20 protein-coding genes and 1 tRNA gene are annotated in these 18,380 nt (G+C 49.6%); 11 read left to right on the top strand and 10 right to left on the bottom strand.

Annotated features, from left to right (window positions below; translation table 11 throughout):
* The first annotated feature begins 33 nt into the window (after nt 1-33).
* The 5 genes from minC (at nt 34) to H6F68_RS04130 (ending at nt 3,989) form a co-directional block, all read left to right on the top strand.
* Nucleotides 34-1,044 carry a septum site-determining protein MinC gene (gene minC, locus H6F68_RS04110; RefSeq protein WP_190556635.1) on the top strand — a complete coding sequence of 337 codons (1,011 nt, stop codon included), beginning with the start codon at nt 34-36 and terminating at the stop codon, nt 1,042-1,044.
* A gap of 190 nt (nt 1,045-1,234) precedes the next feature.
* The gene (minD, locus tag H6F68_RS04115) at nt 1,235-2,041 is read left to right on the top strand and encodes a septum site-determining protein MinD (RefSeq protein WP_190431103.1); all 807 of its coding nucleotides are present in this window, start codon (nt 1,235-1,237) and stop codon (nt 2,039-2,041) included.
* Nucleotides 2,042-2,154: 113 nt separating this feature from the next.
* The gene (minE, locus tag H6F68_RS04120) at nt 2,155-2,436 is read left to right on the top strand and encodes a cell division topological specificity factor MinE (protein WP_190431102.1); all 282 of its coding nucleotides are present in this window, start codon (nt 2,155-2,157) and stop codon (nt 2,434-2,436) included.
* Nucleotides 2,433-2,951: a ferredoxin gene (locus H6F68_RS04125; protein WP_242065320.1), complete on the top strand. Its 519-nt coding sequence runs from the start codon at nt 2,433-2,435 to the stop codon at nt 2,949-2,951. Before minE ends, H6F68_RS04125 begins: the two co-directional genes overlap by 4 nt.
* Before the next feature lie 390 nt (nt 2,952-3,341).
* Entirely contained in the window at nt 3,342-3,989 is a 648-nt protein-coding gene (locus H6F68_RS04130; RefSeq protein WP_190431100.1) for a response regulator transcription factor, read from the top strand.
* A 107-nt stretch (nt 3,990-4,096) separates the two neighbouring features.
* On the opposite strand, the gene H6F68_RS04135 is transcribed toward H6F68_RS04130, so the two are convergent.
* From H6F68_RS04135 to H6F68_RS04155, 5 genes are all read right to left on the bottom strand, one after another.
* Nucleotides 4,097-4,456, bottom strand: coding sequence for an NIL domain-containing protein (locus H6F68_RS04135; RefSeq protein WP_242065321.1), 360 nt, complete (start codon nt 4,454-4,456; stop codon nt 4,097-4,099).
* Nucleotides 4,456-4,821 carry an NIL domain-containing protein gene (locus tag H6F68_RS04140; RefSeq protein WP_190431099.1) on the bottom strand — a complete coding sequence of 122 codons (366 nt, stop codon included), beginning with the start codon at nt 4,819-4,821 and terminating at the stop codon, nt 4,456-4,458. Before H6F68_RS04140 ends, H6F68_RS04135 begins: the two co-directional genes overlap by 1 nt.
* A 10-nt stretch (nt 4,822-4,831) precedes the next feature.
* A complete protein-coding gene (gene cysW / locus H6F68_RS04145) occupies nt 4,832-5,713 on the bottom strand; it encodes a sulfate ABC transporter permease subunit CysW (protein WP_190556637.1) in 882 nt (293 codons plus the stop codon).
* Nucleotides 5,703-6,563 (bottom strand): sulfate ABC transporter permease subunit CysT, encoded by an 861-nt coding sequence (gene cysT / locus H6F68_RS04150; RefSeq protein ID WP_190556639.1) that lies wholly within the window; start codon nt 6,561-6,563, stop codon nt 5,703-5,705. Before cysT ends, cysW begins: the two co-directional genes overlap by 11 nt.
* 153 nt (nt 6,564-6,716) lie before the next feature.
* Nucleotides 6,717-7,910 (bottom strand): sulfate ABC transporter substrate-binding protein, encoded by a 1,194-nt coding sequence (locus H6F68_RS04155; RefSeq protein ID WP_190550931.1) that lies wholly within the window; start codon nt 7,908-7,910, stop codon nt 6,717-6,719.
* Between the two features lie 193 nt (nt 7,911-8,103).
* Here H6F68_RS04155 and H6F68_RS04160 point away from each other — a divergent pair.
* Nucleotides 8,104-8,176: transfer RNA gene (locus H6F68_RS04160), tRNA-Thr, on the top strand.
* 78 nt (nt 8,177-8,254) lie between these two features.
* Here the strand turns inward: H6F68_RS04160 and H6F68_RS04165 are convergent.
* Together H6F68_RS04165 and H6F68_RS04170 are read right to left on the bottom strand one after the other, a co-directional pair.
* Entirely contained in the window at nt 8,255-9,364 is a 1,110-nt protein-coding gene (locus H6F68_RS04165; protein ID WP_190556641.1) for a PAS domain-containing protein, read from the bottom strand.
* A gap of 281 nt (nt 9,365-9,645) precedes the next feature.
* Nucleotides 9,646-10,860 carry an acetamidase/formamidase family protein gene (locus H6F68_RS04170; RefSeq protein ID WP_190556643.1) on the bottom strand — a complete coding sequence of 405 codons (1,215 nt, stop codon included), beginning with the start codon at nt 10,858-10,860 and terminating at the stop codon, nt 9,646-9,648.
* Between the two features lie 257 nt (nt 10,861-11,117).
* Here H6F68_RS04170 and H6F68_RS04175 point away from each other — a divergent pair, with 257 nt between their 5' ends.
* Nucleotides 11,118-11,828, top strand: a complete 711-nt coding sequence (locus H6F68_RS04175) for a DUF4397 domain-containing protein (RefSeq protein WP_190556645.1) — start codon at nt 11,118-11,120, stop codon at nt 11,826-11,828.
* A gap of 20 nt (nt 11,829-11,848) precedes the next feature.
* Here H6F68_RS04175 and H6F68_RS04180 read toward each other — a convergent pair whose 3' ends face one another.
* Nucleotides 11,849-13,390, bottom strand: coding sequence for a SagB/ThcOx family dehydrogenase (locus tag H6F68_RS04180; RefSeq protein ID WP_190556647.1), 1,542 nt, complete (start codon nt 13,388-13,390; stop codon nt 11,849-11,851).
* A gap of 424 nt (nt 13,391-13,814) precedes the next feature.
* Between H6F68_RS04180 and H6F68_RS04185 the strand changes: the two genes are divergently transcribed.
* Complete coding sequence (locus H6F68_RS04185) at nt 13,815-14,354, top strand: pentapeptide repeat-containing protein (RefSeq protein WP_190550921.1); 540 nt, start codon at nt 13,815-13,817, stop codon at nt 14,352-14,354.
* Nucleotides 14,351-15,010 carry a deoxyribonuclease V gene (nfi, locus tag H6F68_RS04190; RefSeq protein ID WP_190550919.1) on the top strand — a complete coding sequence of 220 codons (660 nt, stop codon included), beginning with the start codon at nt 14,351-14,353 and terminating at the stop codon, nt 15,008-15,010. Before H6F68_RS04185 ends, nfi begins: the two co-directional genes overlap by 4 nt.
* A gap of 30 nt (nt 15,011-15,040) precedes the next feature.
* Here the strand turns inward: nfi and H6F68_RS04195 are convergent, their stop codons facing one another.
* Nucleotides 15,041-15,331 carry a hypothetical protein gene (locus tag H6F68_RS04195; RefSeq protein WP_190550917.1) on the bottom strand — a complete coding sequence of 97 codons (291 nt, stop codon included), beginning with the start codon at nt 15,329-15,331 and terminating at the stop codon, nt 15,041-15,043.
* A 455-nt stretch (nt 15,332-15,786) separates the two neighbouring features.
* On the opposite strand from H6F68_RS04195, the gene cynS reads away from it, so the two are divergent.
* Together cynS and H6F68_RS04205 are read left to right on the top strand one after the other, a co-directional pair.
* Nucleotides 15,787-16,227 carry a cyanase gene (cynS, locus tag H6F68_RS04200; protein ID WP_190556649.1) on the top strand — a complete coding sequence of 147 codons (441 nt, stop codon included), beginning with the start codon at nt 15,787-15,789 and terminating at the stop codon, nt 16,225-16,227.
* 104 nt (nt 16,228-16,331) lie between these two features.
* Complete coding sequence (locus H6F68_RS04205; RefSeq protein WP_190556651.1) at nt 16,332-17,318, top strand: cation diffusion facilitator family transporter; 987 nt, start codon at nt 16,332-16,334, stop codon at nt 17,316-17,318.
* On the opposite strand, the gene H6F68_RS04210 is transcribed toward H6F68_RS04205, so the two are convergent.
* Entirely contained in the window at nt 17,277-18,263 is a 987-nt protein-coding gene (locus H6F68_RS04210) for a cyclopropane-fatty-acyl-phospholipid synthase family protein (protein WP_190556653.1), read from the bottom strand. The genes H6F68_RS04205 and H6F68_RS04210 overlap by 42 nt on opposite strands.
* Between the last annotated feature and the right edge of the window lie 117 nt (nt 18,264-18,380).

The following is an 18,380-nucleotide window of genomic DNA, read 5'->3' on the forward strand; positions in this document are numbered from 1 at the left end:
GTTTCAGGTTCTAACCGCTTAGGCACGTTTCGCATGACCTCTGATTCCTCCAACAATCCTATTGCTGCTCCATCTGCTGCCCCCACTCAAAGCAACGCAGTTGTAACTCCTAACCCTGCATCTGCCGGAGCCACAACTACAAGTACAGCAACACCTCTCAATCCAACGGCACCTGCCGAGTCTGCTGCGGAAAGTTCTGTTACGGCTGGTGACGCAGTTCCTGATGCCACTCCCGATACAGCTACTCAGCCTACAGAGTCAGCTTCTCCAGAACAACCTCTGATCAAAGACCTCCAGGTGCGGTTTAAGAGTGAAGAGGGTCAATTACTTTTGATGTTGCCTCCCGAAACGGAAACGACAGATCCGCCTTCCCCGACTGCGCTAACTTGGGCTGACTTGTGGCAACAACTCAAGCAACGCTTATCGGGAGGCGATCGCTTTTGGCAACCCGGAACCGTTGTGCATCTGATGGCACGAGACCGCTTGCTGGATGGGCGACAACTCCAGGCGATCGCGGATGCCCTCTTGGAAGTACAACTGCAACTCAAGCGGGTCTCCACAAGCCGTCGTCAAACTGCCGTCGCCGCAGCCACCGCAGGCTACTCAGTCGAGCAACAAGCCCCTGTGGCTCACCTCAGCCAACCGACTGCTACCCCACAGCCCGCTTTAGCTGATCCGCTCTACATTCAGACCACGGTGCGTTCTGGGGTCGAGATTCGCCATCCTGGGACAATTGTGGTACTCGGAGACATCAACCCTGGGAGTTCTCTGATTGCAGACGGCGATATTTTGGTTTGGGGTCGGTTGCGGGGTGTGGCGCATGCGGGCGCGAGTGGGAATACGCAGTGTCGAATTATGGCGCTGCAAATGGAGCCAACCCAACTGCGAATTGCGGAGTCTTTAGCTCGCGCTCCCGAAAAGCCACCTGCGCAGTACTACCCAGAAGTGGCTTATGTTACCAGCGAGGGAATACGGATCGCCCGCTCTGCCGATTTCGCTAAAACTCAACTGCTGATCTCTGTCCAGTCCGGGCAAACCTCCTGACATTTTGGCGGGAGAATGGTTGAATGAAGAATTCTAGGTTCTGCGTCAGTTTCACCGATATTGGTTCTGGTGCATTAGAAGCGGCGATCGCAGACGATTAATAAGTCTCGCTGAATTAATTTCGGTGAAAATGCGGTTTAAGTTAAAGTTAATTGAAAGTTGAAGTAAAGTTCATTCGTCTAACCACCTCATGAGTCGCGTTATTGTTGTTACATCTGGAAAAGGAGGGGTGGGCAAAACCACCACCACAGCCAACTTGGGCATGGCCCTGGCTCAACGAGGTCGCAAAGTTGTGGTTGTGGACGCAGATTTCGGCCTGAGAAATTTGGATTTGCTGTTGGGCCTAGAAAATCGCATCGTTTATACAGCCGTGGAAGTGTTGGCGGGTGAATGTCGGCTAGAGCAAGCGCTGGTGAAAGATAAGCGGCAAAGCCGTCTCGCCTTGTTGCCTGCTGCCCAAAACCGCACCAAGGACGCGGTGAGTCCCGACCAGATGAAGCAGGTGGTCAGTGCCTTAGCTAAAGCTTACGATTACGTTCTAGTAGATAGCCCTGCTGGGATTGAGATGGGCTTCCAGAATGCGATCGCCGCTGCTCAAGAAGCGCTCATCGTCACCACCCCAGAGATCGCCGCAGTCCGAGACGCAGATCGAGTCGTGGGTTTGCTAGAAGCCAATAACGTCAAGAAAATTCGTCTGATCGTCAATCGCCTCAAGCCTGCGATGGTGCAGGTCAATGACATGATGTCAGTGCAAGACGTGCAAGAAATTCTGGCCATTCCTCTCATCGGTATTATTCCTGACGACGAACGGGTGATCGTTTCCACCAACCGAGGGGAACCCTTAGTTTTATCAGAAACTCCTTCGACCGCAGGCACTGCTTTCAGTAATATTGCCCGCCGTTTAGAAGGCGAAACCGTAGAGTTTTTAGACCTCACCCCCAACAACGGCAGCGTTTTCTCCCGCATTCGTAGATTTTTTTCCACCAAGATTCTCTAAACCGCTTTCGCTAGGTCAAGGCTTTTACTCAGATTGCATTTACCGCATCGCTAGCCTTTAGCCTCTCTTTCTATTCCATGCTTTTGCCAGACTCTTGACCCTCCCCAAGCTCCATGATCAATGAACTGTTAGAACGCTTATTTCCCCGTCCAGGTAACGAAAGTAGCCGCCAAGAAGTAAAGCGCCGTCTGCAATTTGTTTTGGCTCACGATCGCGCTGACCTTAGCCCTGAGTCGATGGATCAAATGCGGCGAGAAATTCTAGACGTGGTTTCTCGTTACGTTGAGATTGACGCTGAGGGTCTGGAATTTTCTCTGGCTAACAATGAACGAGTTACGGCTCTGATTGCGAACTTGCCTATCCGTCGCGTCCGGCAAGAGCCTGAGGAGTCATGAGTGCTAGCGCTTCTTCTGATTGCAACTCTCTTGCCAGTTGCGCTCAAGCCCTAAAGCTCGACCAAATCCAGCGGCATGTCTTTATTTGTGCCGACCAGACGGTGCCCAAGTGCTGCGACAAGCAATTGAGCTTAGCATCCTGGGACTATCTCAAGCGGCGCTTGAAGGAATTGAAGCTCGATACCCCTCCTGCTGCGACTGGAGCGATTTCTAAGGAGGCGATCGCGGATTCAACCTCGACTGCATCTCCTTACGTCTTTCGGACTAAAGCCAACTGCCTGCGCGTTTGTCAGCAAGGCCCCATCTTAGTCGTTTATCCAGATGGAGTTTGGTATCACAGCGCGACCCCAGAAGTGATTGAACGCATTATTCAAGAACACTTGATCAGCAATCAAATTGTGTCAGAATTTGCCTTTTTGACCCATCCGTTGCCGAATTCGTCCGAGACCACCGCTACAATCGACCTAAAAGTTGGCGATGCAGCCGCTGAAACCCTAGCAGTAGGGCATGATTGAGCGATCGCAGCTCTAACTTTGTGTAGAGGAAAAACCGCCAGCATCATGGCTTAACGATTAAGCGAACCTAAGGTTATTTCTCGCTTCAAAGCACCGATGGCTACTCTTGTTAAAAAATACTAATCAACTCGAATTAAGCCTATTTTGCCAACGATACTTTGATAATGAAAAAACTTGTTAAGTGTGCTGCCAAAATCACCTGCCATTCTTAAAGTAGGTAAATAATTGATGAAGTCAGCAACCTACTAGACTAACTGTCAATTCCTGATCAGGCACTATATTAATGAAGGGATACGTAGCAGACAGTGACAGGTCTAGTAGAATGTGACAACAATACAAAAAGTTCTATCTACAAACTTTAATTAATCCAGGCATGGCGAGTGACAAAGCATGAAGGAAGCGAGCGTGGGAGATCATAAACGGCTACTGCTAATTGATGACGACCCTAATTTAATTCTGTTAGTTAAGGATTACCTGGAATTCCGCGGGTATGAAGTAGTAACAGCAGAAAATGGCCGTGAAGCGCTAGAAATTCTGGAGCAAGATATTCCAGACATGATTATTTGCGATGTGATGATGCCAGAGATGGACGGCTATTCACTCGTAAAGCATGTGAGGGAAGACTCTCGCACTAGCTGGATTCCAGTTCTATTCTTATCGGCCAAGGGACAAAGCCAAGACCGCGTCAAAGGGTTAAACACCGGAGCCGATGTCTACATGGTCAAACCCTTTGAGCCTGAGGAATTGGTGGCTCAGGTGGAGTCCTCGCTGAAGCAAGCATCCCGGATGATGCAGCATCAAACCAAGGGCGTGGATAATGGCCCCAAAATCCAGGTACCCTTTGATGTCGAGCTGACTCCAACCGAGTTAAAGGTAGTGCAGTTTGTGGCCCGTGGGATGGCCAATCGGGAAATCGCTGACGAATTAAACGTTAGTCAACGCACGATTGAAAGTCACGTCAGCAACATGCTAGGCAAAACAGGTTTACACAACCGCACAGAGTTAGCACGCTGGGCGATCGAGAACAATATGGCCTAGTGGTGGTTCTCAACCACGACGAAGAGAAAAAGCAAAAAAGCAGGGTAGAACTGAAATCAATTCGTTCTACCCTGCTTTTTTGTCTCCTGTCTCCTAGTTCCTATCCCTCACAACCAACCGTCTCCATCTGGATTGGGTTTACCCCAAATTGTGATGCTCAGGGATTGCAGATAGGCTAACGCTTGCTGAAGTTGCTGAGGAGTCCCCCGCAGTTCTAGGTCGAACCAGCCATCTTCTTGAGGGTTGGGGCTGAGTCGAGCCGCAGTAATGTTAACGCTGAGGCCATGCTGCGCTGTCAGGTGAGAAATAATTGGTTCTTGACGACGTTGGGCTGGAATCCGCAATTTGATGCGAACCTGGGTTGCGCTTTCAGTGCATCGAGGCAGACGCGATCGCCTAGCACCGACCACTGTCTGGGGTTTCTCAATCCCGCTAGACCGCTCTTGCTCCAGCATGGGTGCCCGCATCACCAACCATCCTCTTGAGCACTCGAATCATGCCAAATTTCCAGGTCTAGCTCATTTAAGTAGAGCAAGGCACTATCAATTTGGGCAGCGGTGCCTTGAAGTTCTAGGTCAAACCAGCCATCATCTCGCGCGTTCGCCCCCAGCAGAGCCGCTGTAATGTTGACCGTGAGGCCATGCTGAGAGATTAAGCGAGAAATCACAGGTTCTTGATGGTAGTTCTTGGGGATACGAATTCTAATGCGGGTTTGAGTGTATCTATGATCCGCAGCAGAGTCCTGCCCCGATGGCTGGGATGCGTCAAGAGCCGTTGCTTCTTGGTTTTCGCGATTTAGGGGAGCATAGCGATCGCTGTCATCCGTCAACATGATCTGCCTCCTATTCAATATCTTTGATTTTGGTTTTACGTTCCAAAATTTCCTTCAATATCAAAGTCACAACCGCCAGAAAAGCGAGCAAAACTGCCGCAGAAAAGGCCGATTGCGTAGCGTATTGCTTATACGCTTCTTCCACAAACAGGGGCAGGGTTTGAGTTTGGCCAGCAATGTTGCCCGACACCACAGAAACCGCCCCAAACTCGCCCATGACTCTGGCATTGGTCAAAATCACGCCGTAGAGCAAGCCCCAGCGAATATTAGGAATCGTAACTCGCCAGAAAATCTGCCAATCATTAGCGCCTAAAGTTCTGCCTGCTTCCTCCTGATCACTGCCTGCCTCTTCCAGAACTGGAATTACTTCACGAGCGACAAAAGGCAGGGTAATAAAGGCACTGGCTAGCACCATCGCAGGCATGGCGAAAATAATTTTGATATTGCCCGATTCTAGCCAAGAGCCAAACCAGCCATTGCGGCCGTAGAGCAACACAATCATCAAGCCCGCTACGACTGGAGAAACCGCAAAGGGCACATCCAGCAAGCTAATGAGAAAAGTGCGTCCTCGAAACTGGTTGCGGGCAATCACCCAAGCCGCACAAAGCCCGAATACCGTGTTGATGGGTACGACAATCAGCGCAATCAAAAGCGTGAGCTTGGCAGCATGGAGGAAATTGCGCTCCGTCAAGTTGCCTAAAAACGGCCCTACTCCATCCTTAAACGCTTGCACAAAGACGTTGAAAGCGGGAATAAACAAGACTAACGCTAAGTAAAAGAGCGCGACGCCAATCAAAACTCCCTTGACCCAAGTTCTTTGCTGAGTCGGAGTCGGAGCTTTCGGCTGGGAGATTTCAGGATTAAAGGATTTACCTGCCAAACTAGAGCTCATACCGCCGTCCCCAAGCTTGCAATAGATTAATTGCCAAAAGAATTAGAAGCGAAATGCCCAACAGAACTGTGCCAATCACAGTGGCACCCGAATAGTCGTATTGCTCCAGGCGTTGAATAATCAGCACGGAGGCAATCAAGTCTTTGAACGGGACGTTAGAAGCCACAATGACCACAGACCCATACTCACCGACCGCTCGGGAGAAGCCCAACGCCACACCAGTCAAAATTGCTGGCATCAAGGGGGGCAATACCACCCGTCGGAAGGTTTGGAACTGAGAAGCGCCTAAAGACCAAGAAGCTTCTTCTACTTCCTTCTCCATGTCGTGCAATACAGGCTGGAGAGTCCGCACCACAAACGGTAGGGAGATAAAGATCATCGCCACCGCTACCCCCAATCGAGTAAAGGCGACCTTAATGCCAAAAGGCGCTAGCAAAGAACCGATCCAGCCGTTGTCGCTATAAACTGTGGCTAGAGTCAGACCTGCTACTGAGGTAGGCAGGGCAAAGGGAAGGTCGATCGCGGCATCAATGATGCGTTTGAAGGGAAAGTCGTAGCGAACCAAAACCCAGGCAATTAAAACCCCAAAAACGGCATTGATCAGGGCTGCAATCAAAGCTGTGACAAAGGTGACGTTATAGGTAGCCAAGGCGACAGGGCTAGTCGCAATTCGCCAGAAGTCAGCAGGTTTTTCGGTACTTGCCTTAGCAATCAGCGCTGCCACAGGCAACAACAGCATAATTGTGAGATACCCCAGCGTGATCCGCCAAGGCCAAGACAACCCTAAGAGCCGTTGAACAGGATTTTTAGGTTGGGGGGAAGCAGATGGAGAAATAGTTGAGACAGCCATAAAGCAATTTAAAGACAGCAGCCTAGGTCAAGCTAGGAGATCAAAAATAAATCGGGGCAGATGCTTTTAGCCGTTGATCTTGAACTCATCAAGTATCCCAAAAGCCTGCCCCGATCGCCCGCACAGAGAGGAGAGTCAGCGAGTGACTACTACCTATTTGCCTTGAATCTGGTCGAAGATAGCACCATCATCAAAGAATTTCTTCTGGACTTCACTCCAGCCGCCGTAATCTTTTACAGTGGCCAAATCTTTCACTTGGGGATACTTGCTTTCCAGAGATTTCGCTTGGGCACCATTGAGGTCGCTCAGACGGAAACCTGTATTGGCAAATTCTTGCTGGGCTTCTGGAGAGAAGAGATACTGCACAAAGGCTTCTGCAACTTCGCGAGTCCCGTGCTTGTCTACGTTCTTGTCGACTACTGCCACTGGGTTGTCAATCGAGACGTTGACTGCGGGGATGACGAAGGGGAGTTTTTCGCCGTTTTCAGCGGCTAAGAGAATTTCGTTCTCATAGTTGATCAAGGCATCTCCTTGGCCCTGCTTGAAAAAGATGTCGCTGGCTTCCCGCGCATCTCTGGGCAAAACAGGCACATTTTTATAGGCTTTAGCCACAAATTCTTGGGCTTTGGCATCATCCGCACCTGACTTCACAGCAGCATTCCACAGCGCCAAGAAGTTCCAACGGGCACCACCGGAAGTTTTGGGGTCAGCGGTGACGAAGCTTATGCCATCCTTACCGAGATCTGTCCAATCCTTAATGCCTTTGGGATTGCCTTCGCGAGTGACGATCGCGGCGACAGAACGGCTAGCGACAGCATCGTTAGGGGCTTCTTTGTCCCAACCCGCCTCGATTAGTCCAGCCTTTTCAATCTTTTGCACATCAAAGCCGAGGGCTAGATGCACCACATCTGCTGGTAAGCCATCGATCACAGCGCGGGTTTGGGAACCAGAGCCACCGTAGCTGGGCTTGAAAACCACAGTTTGGTTGTGTTCTTTCTGCCACTTCTCCACAAACTTAGGAATAATTTTGTCGTGGGCGGCTTTGGTGACGGCAAAAGAAACTAGAGTCAGTTCAACTTCTTTTTTGGCAGCACTCCCACCTGTAGCACCTGGAGAGCTAGCAGTAGTAGTGTTGCCACCATCGCCAGAGCAAGCGGCGATCGTTACACTCAAAGTCATGCCGACTAGGAACAGTGAGACAAAGCCTCTCAGGGAGCTGAATTTCAACCCATTGAACATTTGCGGGCCGCAGCAACGCAGTATGTTGGTCCAGAACTTGAGCGCATTACTAATTACCCGTTGAGCTGGCTCTTCTCGTCGTTTCGAGCCACGTTGCCACAGACCCATAACCTTTAATCTCCTTTCAAACCCCAGTTAGTCGGTCGGGATACCGGATTTCCATCTGAACATAGATAGTACCGAGAGATTTGCAAAAACGCAAATAAATTGTCAGGAGATGAAGCGATCGCTGATTTTCAATTCAATTAAATTTGGGGTGAGGAGTGTTGCAGAATTTGATATACTGACTTTTAGCCAATGTGCTGGTGTAGCTCAGTTGGTAGAGCAGCTGATTTGTAATCAGCCGGTCGCAAGTTCGAGTCTTGTCACCAGCTTTTAAATTAAAAATATTTTTAGCGTGCTATTGCTCAACCGCGATCGCCTGCATCAAGCAATCCTGATTAAGTAACGTTTCAGGATTTAGCCGCTAATTCCCGAAGAGTGAGTACTGCGGCAATTTTTCTACTCTGCTCATCATAAATGGGTCGAGCATTCCCTTCTACCAGCACCTCCGTCCCATCTAGTCGCCGGATGCGCCAGCGAGCTTCAGTCACGATCTCGTCTCGCAGTGCAGCGCGGCTCAGGGGGAGTTCTGCTGGAGGGTAGGCTTTACCATCCACTGTATAAAGATGATACGTGTCGGTATAGCCTTCAGGCAGTACATCTAACTTGGCAACTCCGTGGAGCCGAGAAGCTGCCTCGTTGACAAAAGTGATACGTCCCTCGGCATCTGTGACAATGACTCCCTCAATCAGTTGTTGCAGAATGGCATCTCGCTCTGTGGCAATCCGGGCAACACGCTGCCGTTCCAGCACTTCTTTGGTCACCTCAATATTCAGGCTTAAAATCCCGCAGACTTGCCCAGTGGTATCTAAGAGGGGTTGGTAAATGACATTGAAATAACCCTCATACATTTCCCCGGTACCATGGCGATCGTAGCGGACTAGCAATTCCTTGCCCTCGTAGGTCTCGCCGGTGGCATATACCTGATCTAGCAGCTCAAAGAAGCCCTGTGCTTCCAGTTCCCGAAAGGCATTTCGCATCGTTAGACCTTCAAAGTTGCGATCGCCAATTAGCTCCTGGAAGCTACGGTTATGGATCTCAATTCGATGCTCTTGCCCTCGCATAATACAGATAGGTACGGGGGCATATTCAAGCATATTCCTAATTTCTGCCCGTACTGCTTCTTCTCGGAGCACACGAATGCGATCTGAGATGTCGCGGCTGAATAGAATTAACCCCTGTTCAGTCGGGACAGCCCGAACTTCGTGCCACGCATACAACCCTGGAAGAAACAACTCAAATTTGACAGCAATAGAACCTGTGATGGCGCGTCTTAGCTCTGCTTCTGCTGGTGTATTGAGCAGTTCGGGAAAAACCTCCCATAGAGAGCGACCCAACAACTCGGCTCGTTTACGTCGCAGCAGAAGTTCCGCACTATAGTTAACGCAGGTATAGTTCCAGTCTTTATCTAGTTCGGTAACTGCATCAGACGTATATTCCAATACTGTCTCAAGATCCAAATTATTCCTCCGTTCCAGGCCAGTCGTATATCAGTAGCATTTGTTAGAAGATGCCCTTCATACATCTAGCAATAGCCTGATCTAAAGTCGCCCGGCTTTTCAGAGATAGTTCTGGAGGCTGAAGTTCGGGTAGTTGAAGTGAGACTCTTAGGTATCAGTCAAAATAAATCCGCTTTGAATATCCCAGCTCAGTCACTTTGGATATTCAAAGCAGATTTAATGTTTGCTGTCAGTTGTTTGCTCCTATTTAGGCCCTGGAGCGTGGGGTACGACTCTGCGGGTTATTTAATTCGATTCACCTTGATCAGATCTTTCATGATCACTCCATGAATTCCCTTGACGATATCCACAACTTGAGTGACCTCAAAATCTACTGCGGCACTGCTCAGTTGTAAAGCTTCTTGCCCATTCAGGGGTGTAACTTCTGTGATAAAAGTTAGGCTTTTACGCACTGCATCCTTCATCGCTTCATCCAAATCTTGATTCAGCCCAATCGGAACAAAGGCGATCGGAGTTTCTAGGAAAGGTGCGGTAAATGTTTTCTTAGCAGCAAGATCTTTGCGTAGAGTAATCCGAAATGTTGGCGTTAGAGAACACTCGATCGCGGTTAAAGCAACCTCTCCATCTCCTTGAGCACAGTGAGGATCGCCAGTATACATCAGGGCACCAGGAACTTGCACAGGGAGATATAGCGTAGTTCCCGCCGTGATTAAATTCAGGTCAATATTGCCACCATAACGGCCTGGAGGCACAGAGTTGACGGTTTCAGCATCATTTTCAGGAGCAACACCAATCAGTCCCATGAATGGTTTTAAGGGAATCTCATAGGAAGGCGAACCAGGCGTGTCAGGTTTCAGGATTCCTAATCCAGTAATTCCTTCTCGCTTGAAGTTGGCGTACTGGAGCGGAGAAGCACTCTGTCCTTTGCGCGTTCTCAGAATCGCCTGAACGGCTTGAGGATCAGTCACGATTTTGATGTATTTGCTATCAGCGACCTTGTCCCCGACAGGATATTCTCCGGGTAGTGCACCTTTACCCTTACGGCTACTCACAAATCCATAAGAAGCACGATGCTCAATCTTGAGAGTTTCAATCTGCAAGACATCTCCGGGCATGGCTCCTTCGACATAGATTGGCCCAGTCACGACATGAGGCCCTTTGCCATCATGAGGGACGTTCGCTCGGATAGTTAGTTGATCTTGCAGAATCTCTTTTTCGGGTACTCCTTTTTGAGTCAAAAACTCAATGGCTCCAGCAGCAGTGCCATCCCGTGACTGGTCTTCTAAAATGCCTTCATGGGAGACGGTCTCAATCGTTACAGTGTCTCCGGATCGAATACGTAGAGCAGGCTTAGCCGTCTTGCCATACAAACGTCCCCAAATTACAGTTTCCGGGGTGGATTTAAGCAGATACTCTTTTGCCCAAGCGGGAGAGTTGGAACTCCAAATGCCTAGAACCAATCCAGCCAATAACCAGGTGTGGTTTTGCCTCACCATCCCGCTCACGCCTCACTTGACGACTTCAGCCGTACCATAGCTTCACTCATCCGTATTATTTGTACCCTTCACTACATTCCCTTGTTGAGAAATCAGCGAAATTGTCCTTGAATCAGGCAATTTTTAGCAAAAATTACTGCATTGTTAGTTCTAGTCGCTACAAGTACAGCGCATAGAGACTGGCACGAAATTGCTTTGATTTTTTAGCGCGTCGTTCATCAGCAGTTGTTTAGCATCAAGGGTTAGGAGAATCAGCAATGCCACTTCATCATCAAGGCTGGATGCTGCTATCAGTCCTCGCGACTGGGGTGGGACTAGCGATGCCCTCTAAAGCCGAAAACTTGGCTTACGTGAACTATTGGCTACTGGATGCTAAACCAACCGTAAAGACGTTGCACTTAAACCAGCAACCGATTCATGCCTCTTACTCTCCAGAGCAAATCATTCCATCCCAACGTATTCCTGCGGGAAAGTACGCCCTCTCCCTCAATTCCGTCTCGTCTCAGCCAGAGTCTCAGCCAATACAGAGCTTTAATTTAGAAGCTGAGCAGTTTTATACCGTAGCTCTATTTCAGAAAGGCCAGGTACTCCAAGGGCTAGTGCTGAATGACAAGCTGAGTCGTCCTGAACCTACAGTGAGACTGGTGAATCTCATGCCTGAGCCTGTCCAAGTGACGATCAATCAAGCTCAGCCGAAAGGATTGGAGCTGCAATCGGGCGAGCAAAAGGATGTAGCGATCGCGATCAATAGCCCCTCGAAAGTTGGTTTAGTGACAGTGCAAACAACTGCTAAATCTAATCCGAGTCACTCTGCAACCAAAACCTTCGGCGTTGGGCCTGACTATGCTTCTGTGGTCGTGATTAGCCCCCAAGCAAACTCACTCAGACTAACTCGTTGGCAGTATGATCGCTGTGCTGTCCGCATTGAAACCTACCAATACGAAGATGCCTGTGGCCATTCAGACTAGGCAACCAGAATAGCCAACAGCTAGCGGGGGCGACCGAGGGTGGTGATATAGAGAACGGCTTCATCTACCGGAATGCCTAACACTTCATTCACCTGATTATCAAAGAAGCCACCAATGCCACTGACGCCCAAACCCAGATGGATGCCAGCCAGGTTAAGCTTTTGTCCCAAGTGGCCCGCATCCATGTGGAGGTAGCGGTAGACGCGATCGCCATATTGAGCCACCGCAGTCTTCAGGTCTGCCGTATGAAACACCACTGCTGCGGCATCACGACCCAAATCTTGCCCCAAGCATAAGTAGTGCAGTTCTCGCCGGAAGTTTTTGAAGCGGATTTGTCGTAATTCCTGAGAGTGGGGGGCGTAGTAGTAGCAGCCTTCTTCTAAGCCAATCACACCAGAAACTGCGATAAAGGTCTGAATCGAGTTCAAAACAAAATAGTCCGGGTACCCATCCAATTCCTGTTCAATATAGTGCTCAGGCTGGTAAGTAAAGTCCAGTAACGCTTTCAGTTCTGCTAGGGTAATTGACTCTCCGCTGTAGGCGCGGGTAGAACGACGGCGGAGCATAGTCTCTTGCATAGCCCCTAAGTTCTCTCCCCAAACAATCGGCTGGGACAGCGTAGAAACTTTTAGGCAAAACGGAAAATTGTATTGATCCGATTGAGCCTTCTCTCGATTGGCTCGTGGTGGTATTTTGGGGATCTTTTTGAAGGCTGCGTTTGGCTGAATCTGAGTAGCTTGATGGAAATAGCTCAGCAACTCTCCATCAGGAATACTGGGATACTCGGTCTGAGTCGCCGAAGGTAAGGCTGTTACCGAAAGCGGCAGATTTTCTTGCACTTCTAGCAAATCGGCCACTGGAATCACTGCGATCGCCCCTTCTTGGTCCGGATCGAGGTAGAGCAACTGATTAAGCGCCTCGTCAGCAAATCCACCAATCAAATGCGGTCGATAGTCATTGAGAGCGCAGGCTAACTCAATGTTGCCCAGCAAGTGCCCAGCATCTAAAAAAATGCGTCGGTAGGCGCGGTCTTGATAGCGCCATGCCGAGCGAGCAAACACCGCAGTCGTGACCAAAGCCATCTGCGTGTCATCTAAAATAGGGTGCCAAAAGCAAGCCGATTGCAATTTCTGCCAAACATTGCTGTCCCAGAAATGCCACAGCGAGTGATTTTTAGACTGATAGTTATACAACCCAGCGGGTAGGAATGGGGTCCCACGGGAAACTAAATACACTTCTGCCGGATACAGACCCCCCGCTGAAGGCGCAGCCCGTAAATAAACTGGACTTCCAGTTGTGGGAATCATGCCTGTTAAGCCGTAGCTGCAAAATAGCAGGCGCGACAACCGTTGCCACCAAGCAGTCTCTGCATCTTCAGCCAAGACTTCTTGTGGGTCAGTTAAATAAGGCTTGAGATCGAAGGTAGTACCGATCTTGTATTCCTTAAACGGAACAGGCTGACTCTCCCAATCCAAGTGATGGCTTTTACTGGCAAGGGTTTGCGGATCATATTTGGTCCGCTCGTGGTAGTGCTGAGCGATCGAGACTCGAAGTTCTGGCATAGAGATTTCTGGGCAGTGCAGTTACGTCTCTATTTAGATCTTGACATCTCTCAGGGTTAAAGTGTCTGTTTGTGCAGAAACGCAGCCTGGCATCTGACTTGACCCCATGTTCCCACCCTATTCATAGTCTGTTCATGACTACAGCGAGAGTATCCCCAAGGCGACAGATGTGGCTAAAGTTTTAATCTGGCACAGTTGGAGGATAAAACAATGGCAGCAAGCTTGGAGGTTCGATGTAAATAGGTTAAGTAGATAGGTTAATAAGTGCGATCGCAATCAGGGATTCTTAAAAAAGCGTTAAAGCAACGGTATTTTTTGTCACACTATTTTACATTTTAATTACAAGTTAAGTATAAATGCTTAGTACGTATCTCGCGTCAATCCTGAAAAGAGTTTGACGAAGATACTGTCGGGAATGGTTACCATGCAGAGGGTCAGCGCCAAAGAAATACTATCTTGCTATGCCGAAGGGCAACGAGATTTTAGTAACATTGATGCCGGGGAAGTTTTTCTATTTGAAGCTGAGCTACCTAACATCAATTTACAAGGAAGCAACCTAGCCACCGCTCATCTTCCCTACGCCAATCTCACTTATGCCAACTTACAGGCAGCCCAGTTACCAGCAGCGGAAATGAGCAATATTCAGCTTTATCAAGCCGATTTAGCTGGAGCCAATCTACAAAAGGCAAATCTATCGCGAGCGAATCTGCGCCATGCCAACTTGCAAGGGGCAAATCTCGCTGGAGCCGATCTATCTGGGGCAGATTTGTATAATGCCGATCTGAGTCAGGCAAATTTATCCTCTGCAAATCTTAGCCGCACCAACCTAGAAAAGGCCAAACTTCAAGCAGCCCAGCTCGCTGGTTGTAATCTCTATCGCGCTCAGCTCGTGAATTTAGAAACAGCCTATATCGATCGCACTACTATTCTGCCCGATGGTCATCGCGACAGTCATTCTCTATGAAGATCCAACAACAGCATGCTTGGCCCGCCACCGCTGAAGAAGCCACTATAATTCAGCAGCAACTGCGTGGTGACATCATCAAGGAAGACCAACTAGGAACGGTGCAGCGCGTCGCTGGAGTGGATGTGGGCTTTGAGGCAGATGGAACTATTACTCGTGCCGCGATCGCCGTCTTAAGTTTTCCGGAGTTGCAACTGGTGGAACACGCGATCGCCCGTCGCCCCACCACCTTCCCTTACATTCCAGGCTTTTTGTCTTTCCGAGAAATTCCTGCTGTCCTAGATGCGCTAGAACAAATCGCCACTCCCCCTGACTTGTTGCTCTGTGATGGTCATGGCATCGCTCACCCTCGACGGATGGGGATTGCTGCTCATTTGGGGCTACTAGTGAATTTGCCTGCGGTTGGGGTTGGTAAGTCTTTACTAGTCGGAAAACATGATGAGGTGCCAGAAGAGCGAGGCGCTTGGCAACCGCTTCAGCATCGGGGTGAAACGGTTGGAGCCGTGCTGCGAACCCGTGTTGGCACTAAACCTCTCTACATTTCGTTAGGGCATCGCATTAGTCTGCTGACTGCGATCGATTATGTGATGCGCTGCACCACCAAGTGGCGGCTGCCCGAAACCACGCGCCATGCCCACAAACTGGCGTCGGGTTAAGAGTTAGTCCTTCTAGCCAATCCTTCGGCTCTACCTAACTTCGTGTTGTTGGGCGATCGCGATGGTTTGGTCAATCAGAATTCGTACAATCTCTAAAGCTTGATTCAAACTTTCCCGAGGACGAATTTGATAGGTGTAGCGTAGACCTCCCTGTCCTTGATCGGCGGGATGCTGCCACTGCAACACAGGATATTTTTGGCCAAAGCCCGTTTGGCGTTTGATCCGCACATGGACTAGCCAAATCGGCCAGTCCCGATAGGTAGCAATAAAGTGAGTTTTGTTTTTGTCAAAGTCACTCCGCTGAGGGGCCAAACTAGACATACTAGAACCAGCCCCAGACAAGGGATAGCTTGCCTGTACAGTCCTATGAGTAGATGGAACACTTGCTCTAGAAGGAGATAAGGATTGTGGAAATGACCTCGATCCGGTAGTCATGTTCAATTGGCCCCCTGTTGCTTACAATCCCAGTTCTCTTCAGTAGTCTCTACTCAATGCAGGTCAGTGATGAGAGCGACTATCTAGATTACCATCAGGTATGAAAATGCCGCTCCCGCTGCGCAACACTCAAACTGTGAGTGAAAAATACTGATTCTTGGGATACCAGAGCATCCTCCTTTAGAGTTATCTCTGAAGCTAGAATCATTAGACTTGGCTTAAGCGGTAAATGTTCCTGAGGTGACGTTAATACCAAACTGGATGTACCCGTAACTTTAGTTACAACTACGTAGTGTAGTTTTAGTTACTAGTGGAATCGATGAATATTGAGTGAACTTTTCATGACGATTCCAGCAATTACCCAGAAACTACTAGCTGCGAAGCAAATGCAAGGATTGAGTTTTACAGATTTAGAAAAAATTCTGGGACGCGATGAAGTCTGGATTGCCGCCTTGTTTTATCGCCAAGCGAGTGCTTCTGAGGATGAAGCTAGTAAATTAGTGGAGGCTTTAGGATTAGGGCCAGACGTAGTATCTGAGCTGACCGAATATCCCCTCAAAGGTCTAGGGCCAGTAGTACCAACCGATCCGCTAATTTATCGCTTCTACGAAATTATGCAGGTCTATGGCATGCCGTTGAAAGAAGTGATTCAGGAGAAATTTGGAGACGGCATCATGAGTGCGATCGACTTCACGATGGATGTAGAGAAGGAAACAGACCCGAAGGGCGATCGCGTCAAACTCACGATGTCTGGGAAATTCTTGCCTTACAAAAAGTGGTAGATCGGCAGTTTTCGGGAAAATTGTGATTATATGGGGAGCTTGCATCAGAGAAATTGCATCTACTCTAGAGTAGATCGCTTTAAGGCTCCCTGTTTCCTCAATTAATGCTCCACCATCATCACTCCTCCCATTGCGACCACTCCATCCCCACTGCCTCTCTAGACCCAGGCAGCACCCCGGTTCAGAAGCTCCGTTTATTGTGGATAGCACTCATTCTGACGGGTTGTTTTTCGCTAGCGGAGTTAATCGTGAGTCACCGCAGCCATAGTTTGGCGCTGCTGGCTGATTCAGGACATTTGTTCTCCGACACGCTATCACTCGCTTTAGCGCTGTTAGCCACCTGGATCGCCCGTCTACCTGCTTCTGAGCAAGCTCCTTTTGGCTACCGTCGGGTAGAGATTTTAGCGGCTTTAGCCAATGGGTTGAGCTTGGTCGCGATCGCCTGTTGGGTCGGATGGGAAGCGATCGCCCGTCTGCAATCTCCCCCGACTGAAATTCTCAGCTTGCCCATGCTGATCACGGCTGTGGTGGGCTTAGGGGTCAATAGCTTAAACGCCTGGTTCTTGCATGGCGACAGTCACCACGACTTGAATCTGCGGGGAGCCTTTTTGCACATGGTGGCTGATGCCATTAGTTCTGTGGGCGTAATTTTGGCAGCGATCGCGGTCGGCAAGCTGCACTGGCTCTGGGCCGATGGTGCGATTAGCTTACTTGTGGCTGGATTTATTGCCACTGGAGCCATTCCGCTGATTCAGCAGAGCTTGAATATTCTGCTAGAACGCACCCCTCAGCAGATTAATGTCCCAGCCCTCGCAGCAACTTTCATGCAACACGAAGCGGTGGTTAGCATTGACGCTCTGAAGCTTTGGACGGTCGCTCTGGGACAAGAAGTGCTGTGTGTGCAATTACAGGTGAATTTAAGGGATGGGTTAGCCCGCGATCGCTTGTTGCAACAAATCCAAACGCAAATGCAGCAAGAATTCGGGATTCAGGAGGTCATAGTGCAAATGACTCTAGCTCCTGGTCAGCAGGCGATCGCGACGCAACTGTCACCGACGCTGAGCAACCAAATTGTACTTCCCAGTCAGTAAACCCGCCCCCTGGACCGTGGCAATTCCTTTCAGGGTGTTGCCCTCTACCCGTCCTGCAAACTGAATCGTTGCCGCTTGACCTTGCACTTTTTTGTTAGTGGTGAAGCTAATTTGATTGCCTGTCAATTTGGCATTCCTAATGGCCAACGTGGCATTTCCGGCTGTCGCTGCACCAGTTACTTGCTGAAATTGCTGGCGCAATAGCAAATTGACTGGCTGTCTTCCCAGCGGAGTAGCTAGCGTTCCTTGCCAATTGCCCGCTACCTGCGCTGGCACTACCCAATAGTAAACCGCATGAATGCGGCCCGTTTTAGGCACTTTCACCGTTAAGGTTTTATCGGGTTTCCAGTCACCCAGATCAAAGGCATGAGAAACCACTCGCGACCCCGGTTTCAGTTCATTCAAGAGCTTAGGCTGCAATTTGAGGTTAACGGCGGGCAACAAATAAAGAGTGACCACGGTGGCATCGCGGAGGTTGGTTTGAAACAAATCCTGCTGCAAAAACTTGACGCGATCGCCCAAACCCGCCTTTTGAGCGCTGGCATTACTCTCTTGAATTAGCTTCGGGTCGAGTTCTACCCCAACCCCACGAGTGCCGTACTTCTGAGCTGCGGTCAATACAATCCGCCCGTCACCGGAGCCTAAGTCATAGAGCTGATCTCGATCTGTAACTCTCGCCACCTTGAGCATCTCAGCCACGACTTCATTCGGCGTCACCACATAAGGCACCTCCTTCTCCACGACTGGGGCACCAGGAGATACGCTAGGAGCTGGGGTAACGGCAGGAGCTTCCGCCACTGGAACAGACGCAAACAAAACCGCCGGACTAGAAGCTGAGACGGGGGAGTTTGAGACGAAAGACTGAGTACAACTGGCCAAGAGCGCGATCGCGATACCTAAACCGATGCCCTTAACTGCCACAGCCATCCGGCGTTGAATTTCCATTTACTCGCCTCCTAACTCACAAGGGTCACAGCCATTATTAACGCGCCATACCACCCTACTCTGCATTCTCCATAACGAGAGGGAACCAAAGTTTAAGATTCTCCCCTAGTATCTCTG

The sequence above is a fragment of the Trichocoleus sp. FACHB-262 genome (assembly GCF_014696035.1).
Lineage (GTDB): Bacteria > Cyanobacteriota > Cyanobacteriia > FACHB-46 > FACHB-46 > Trichocoleus.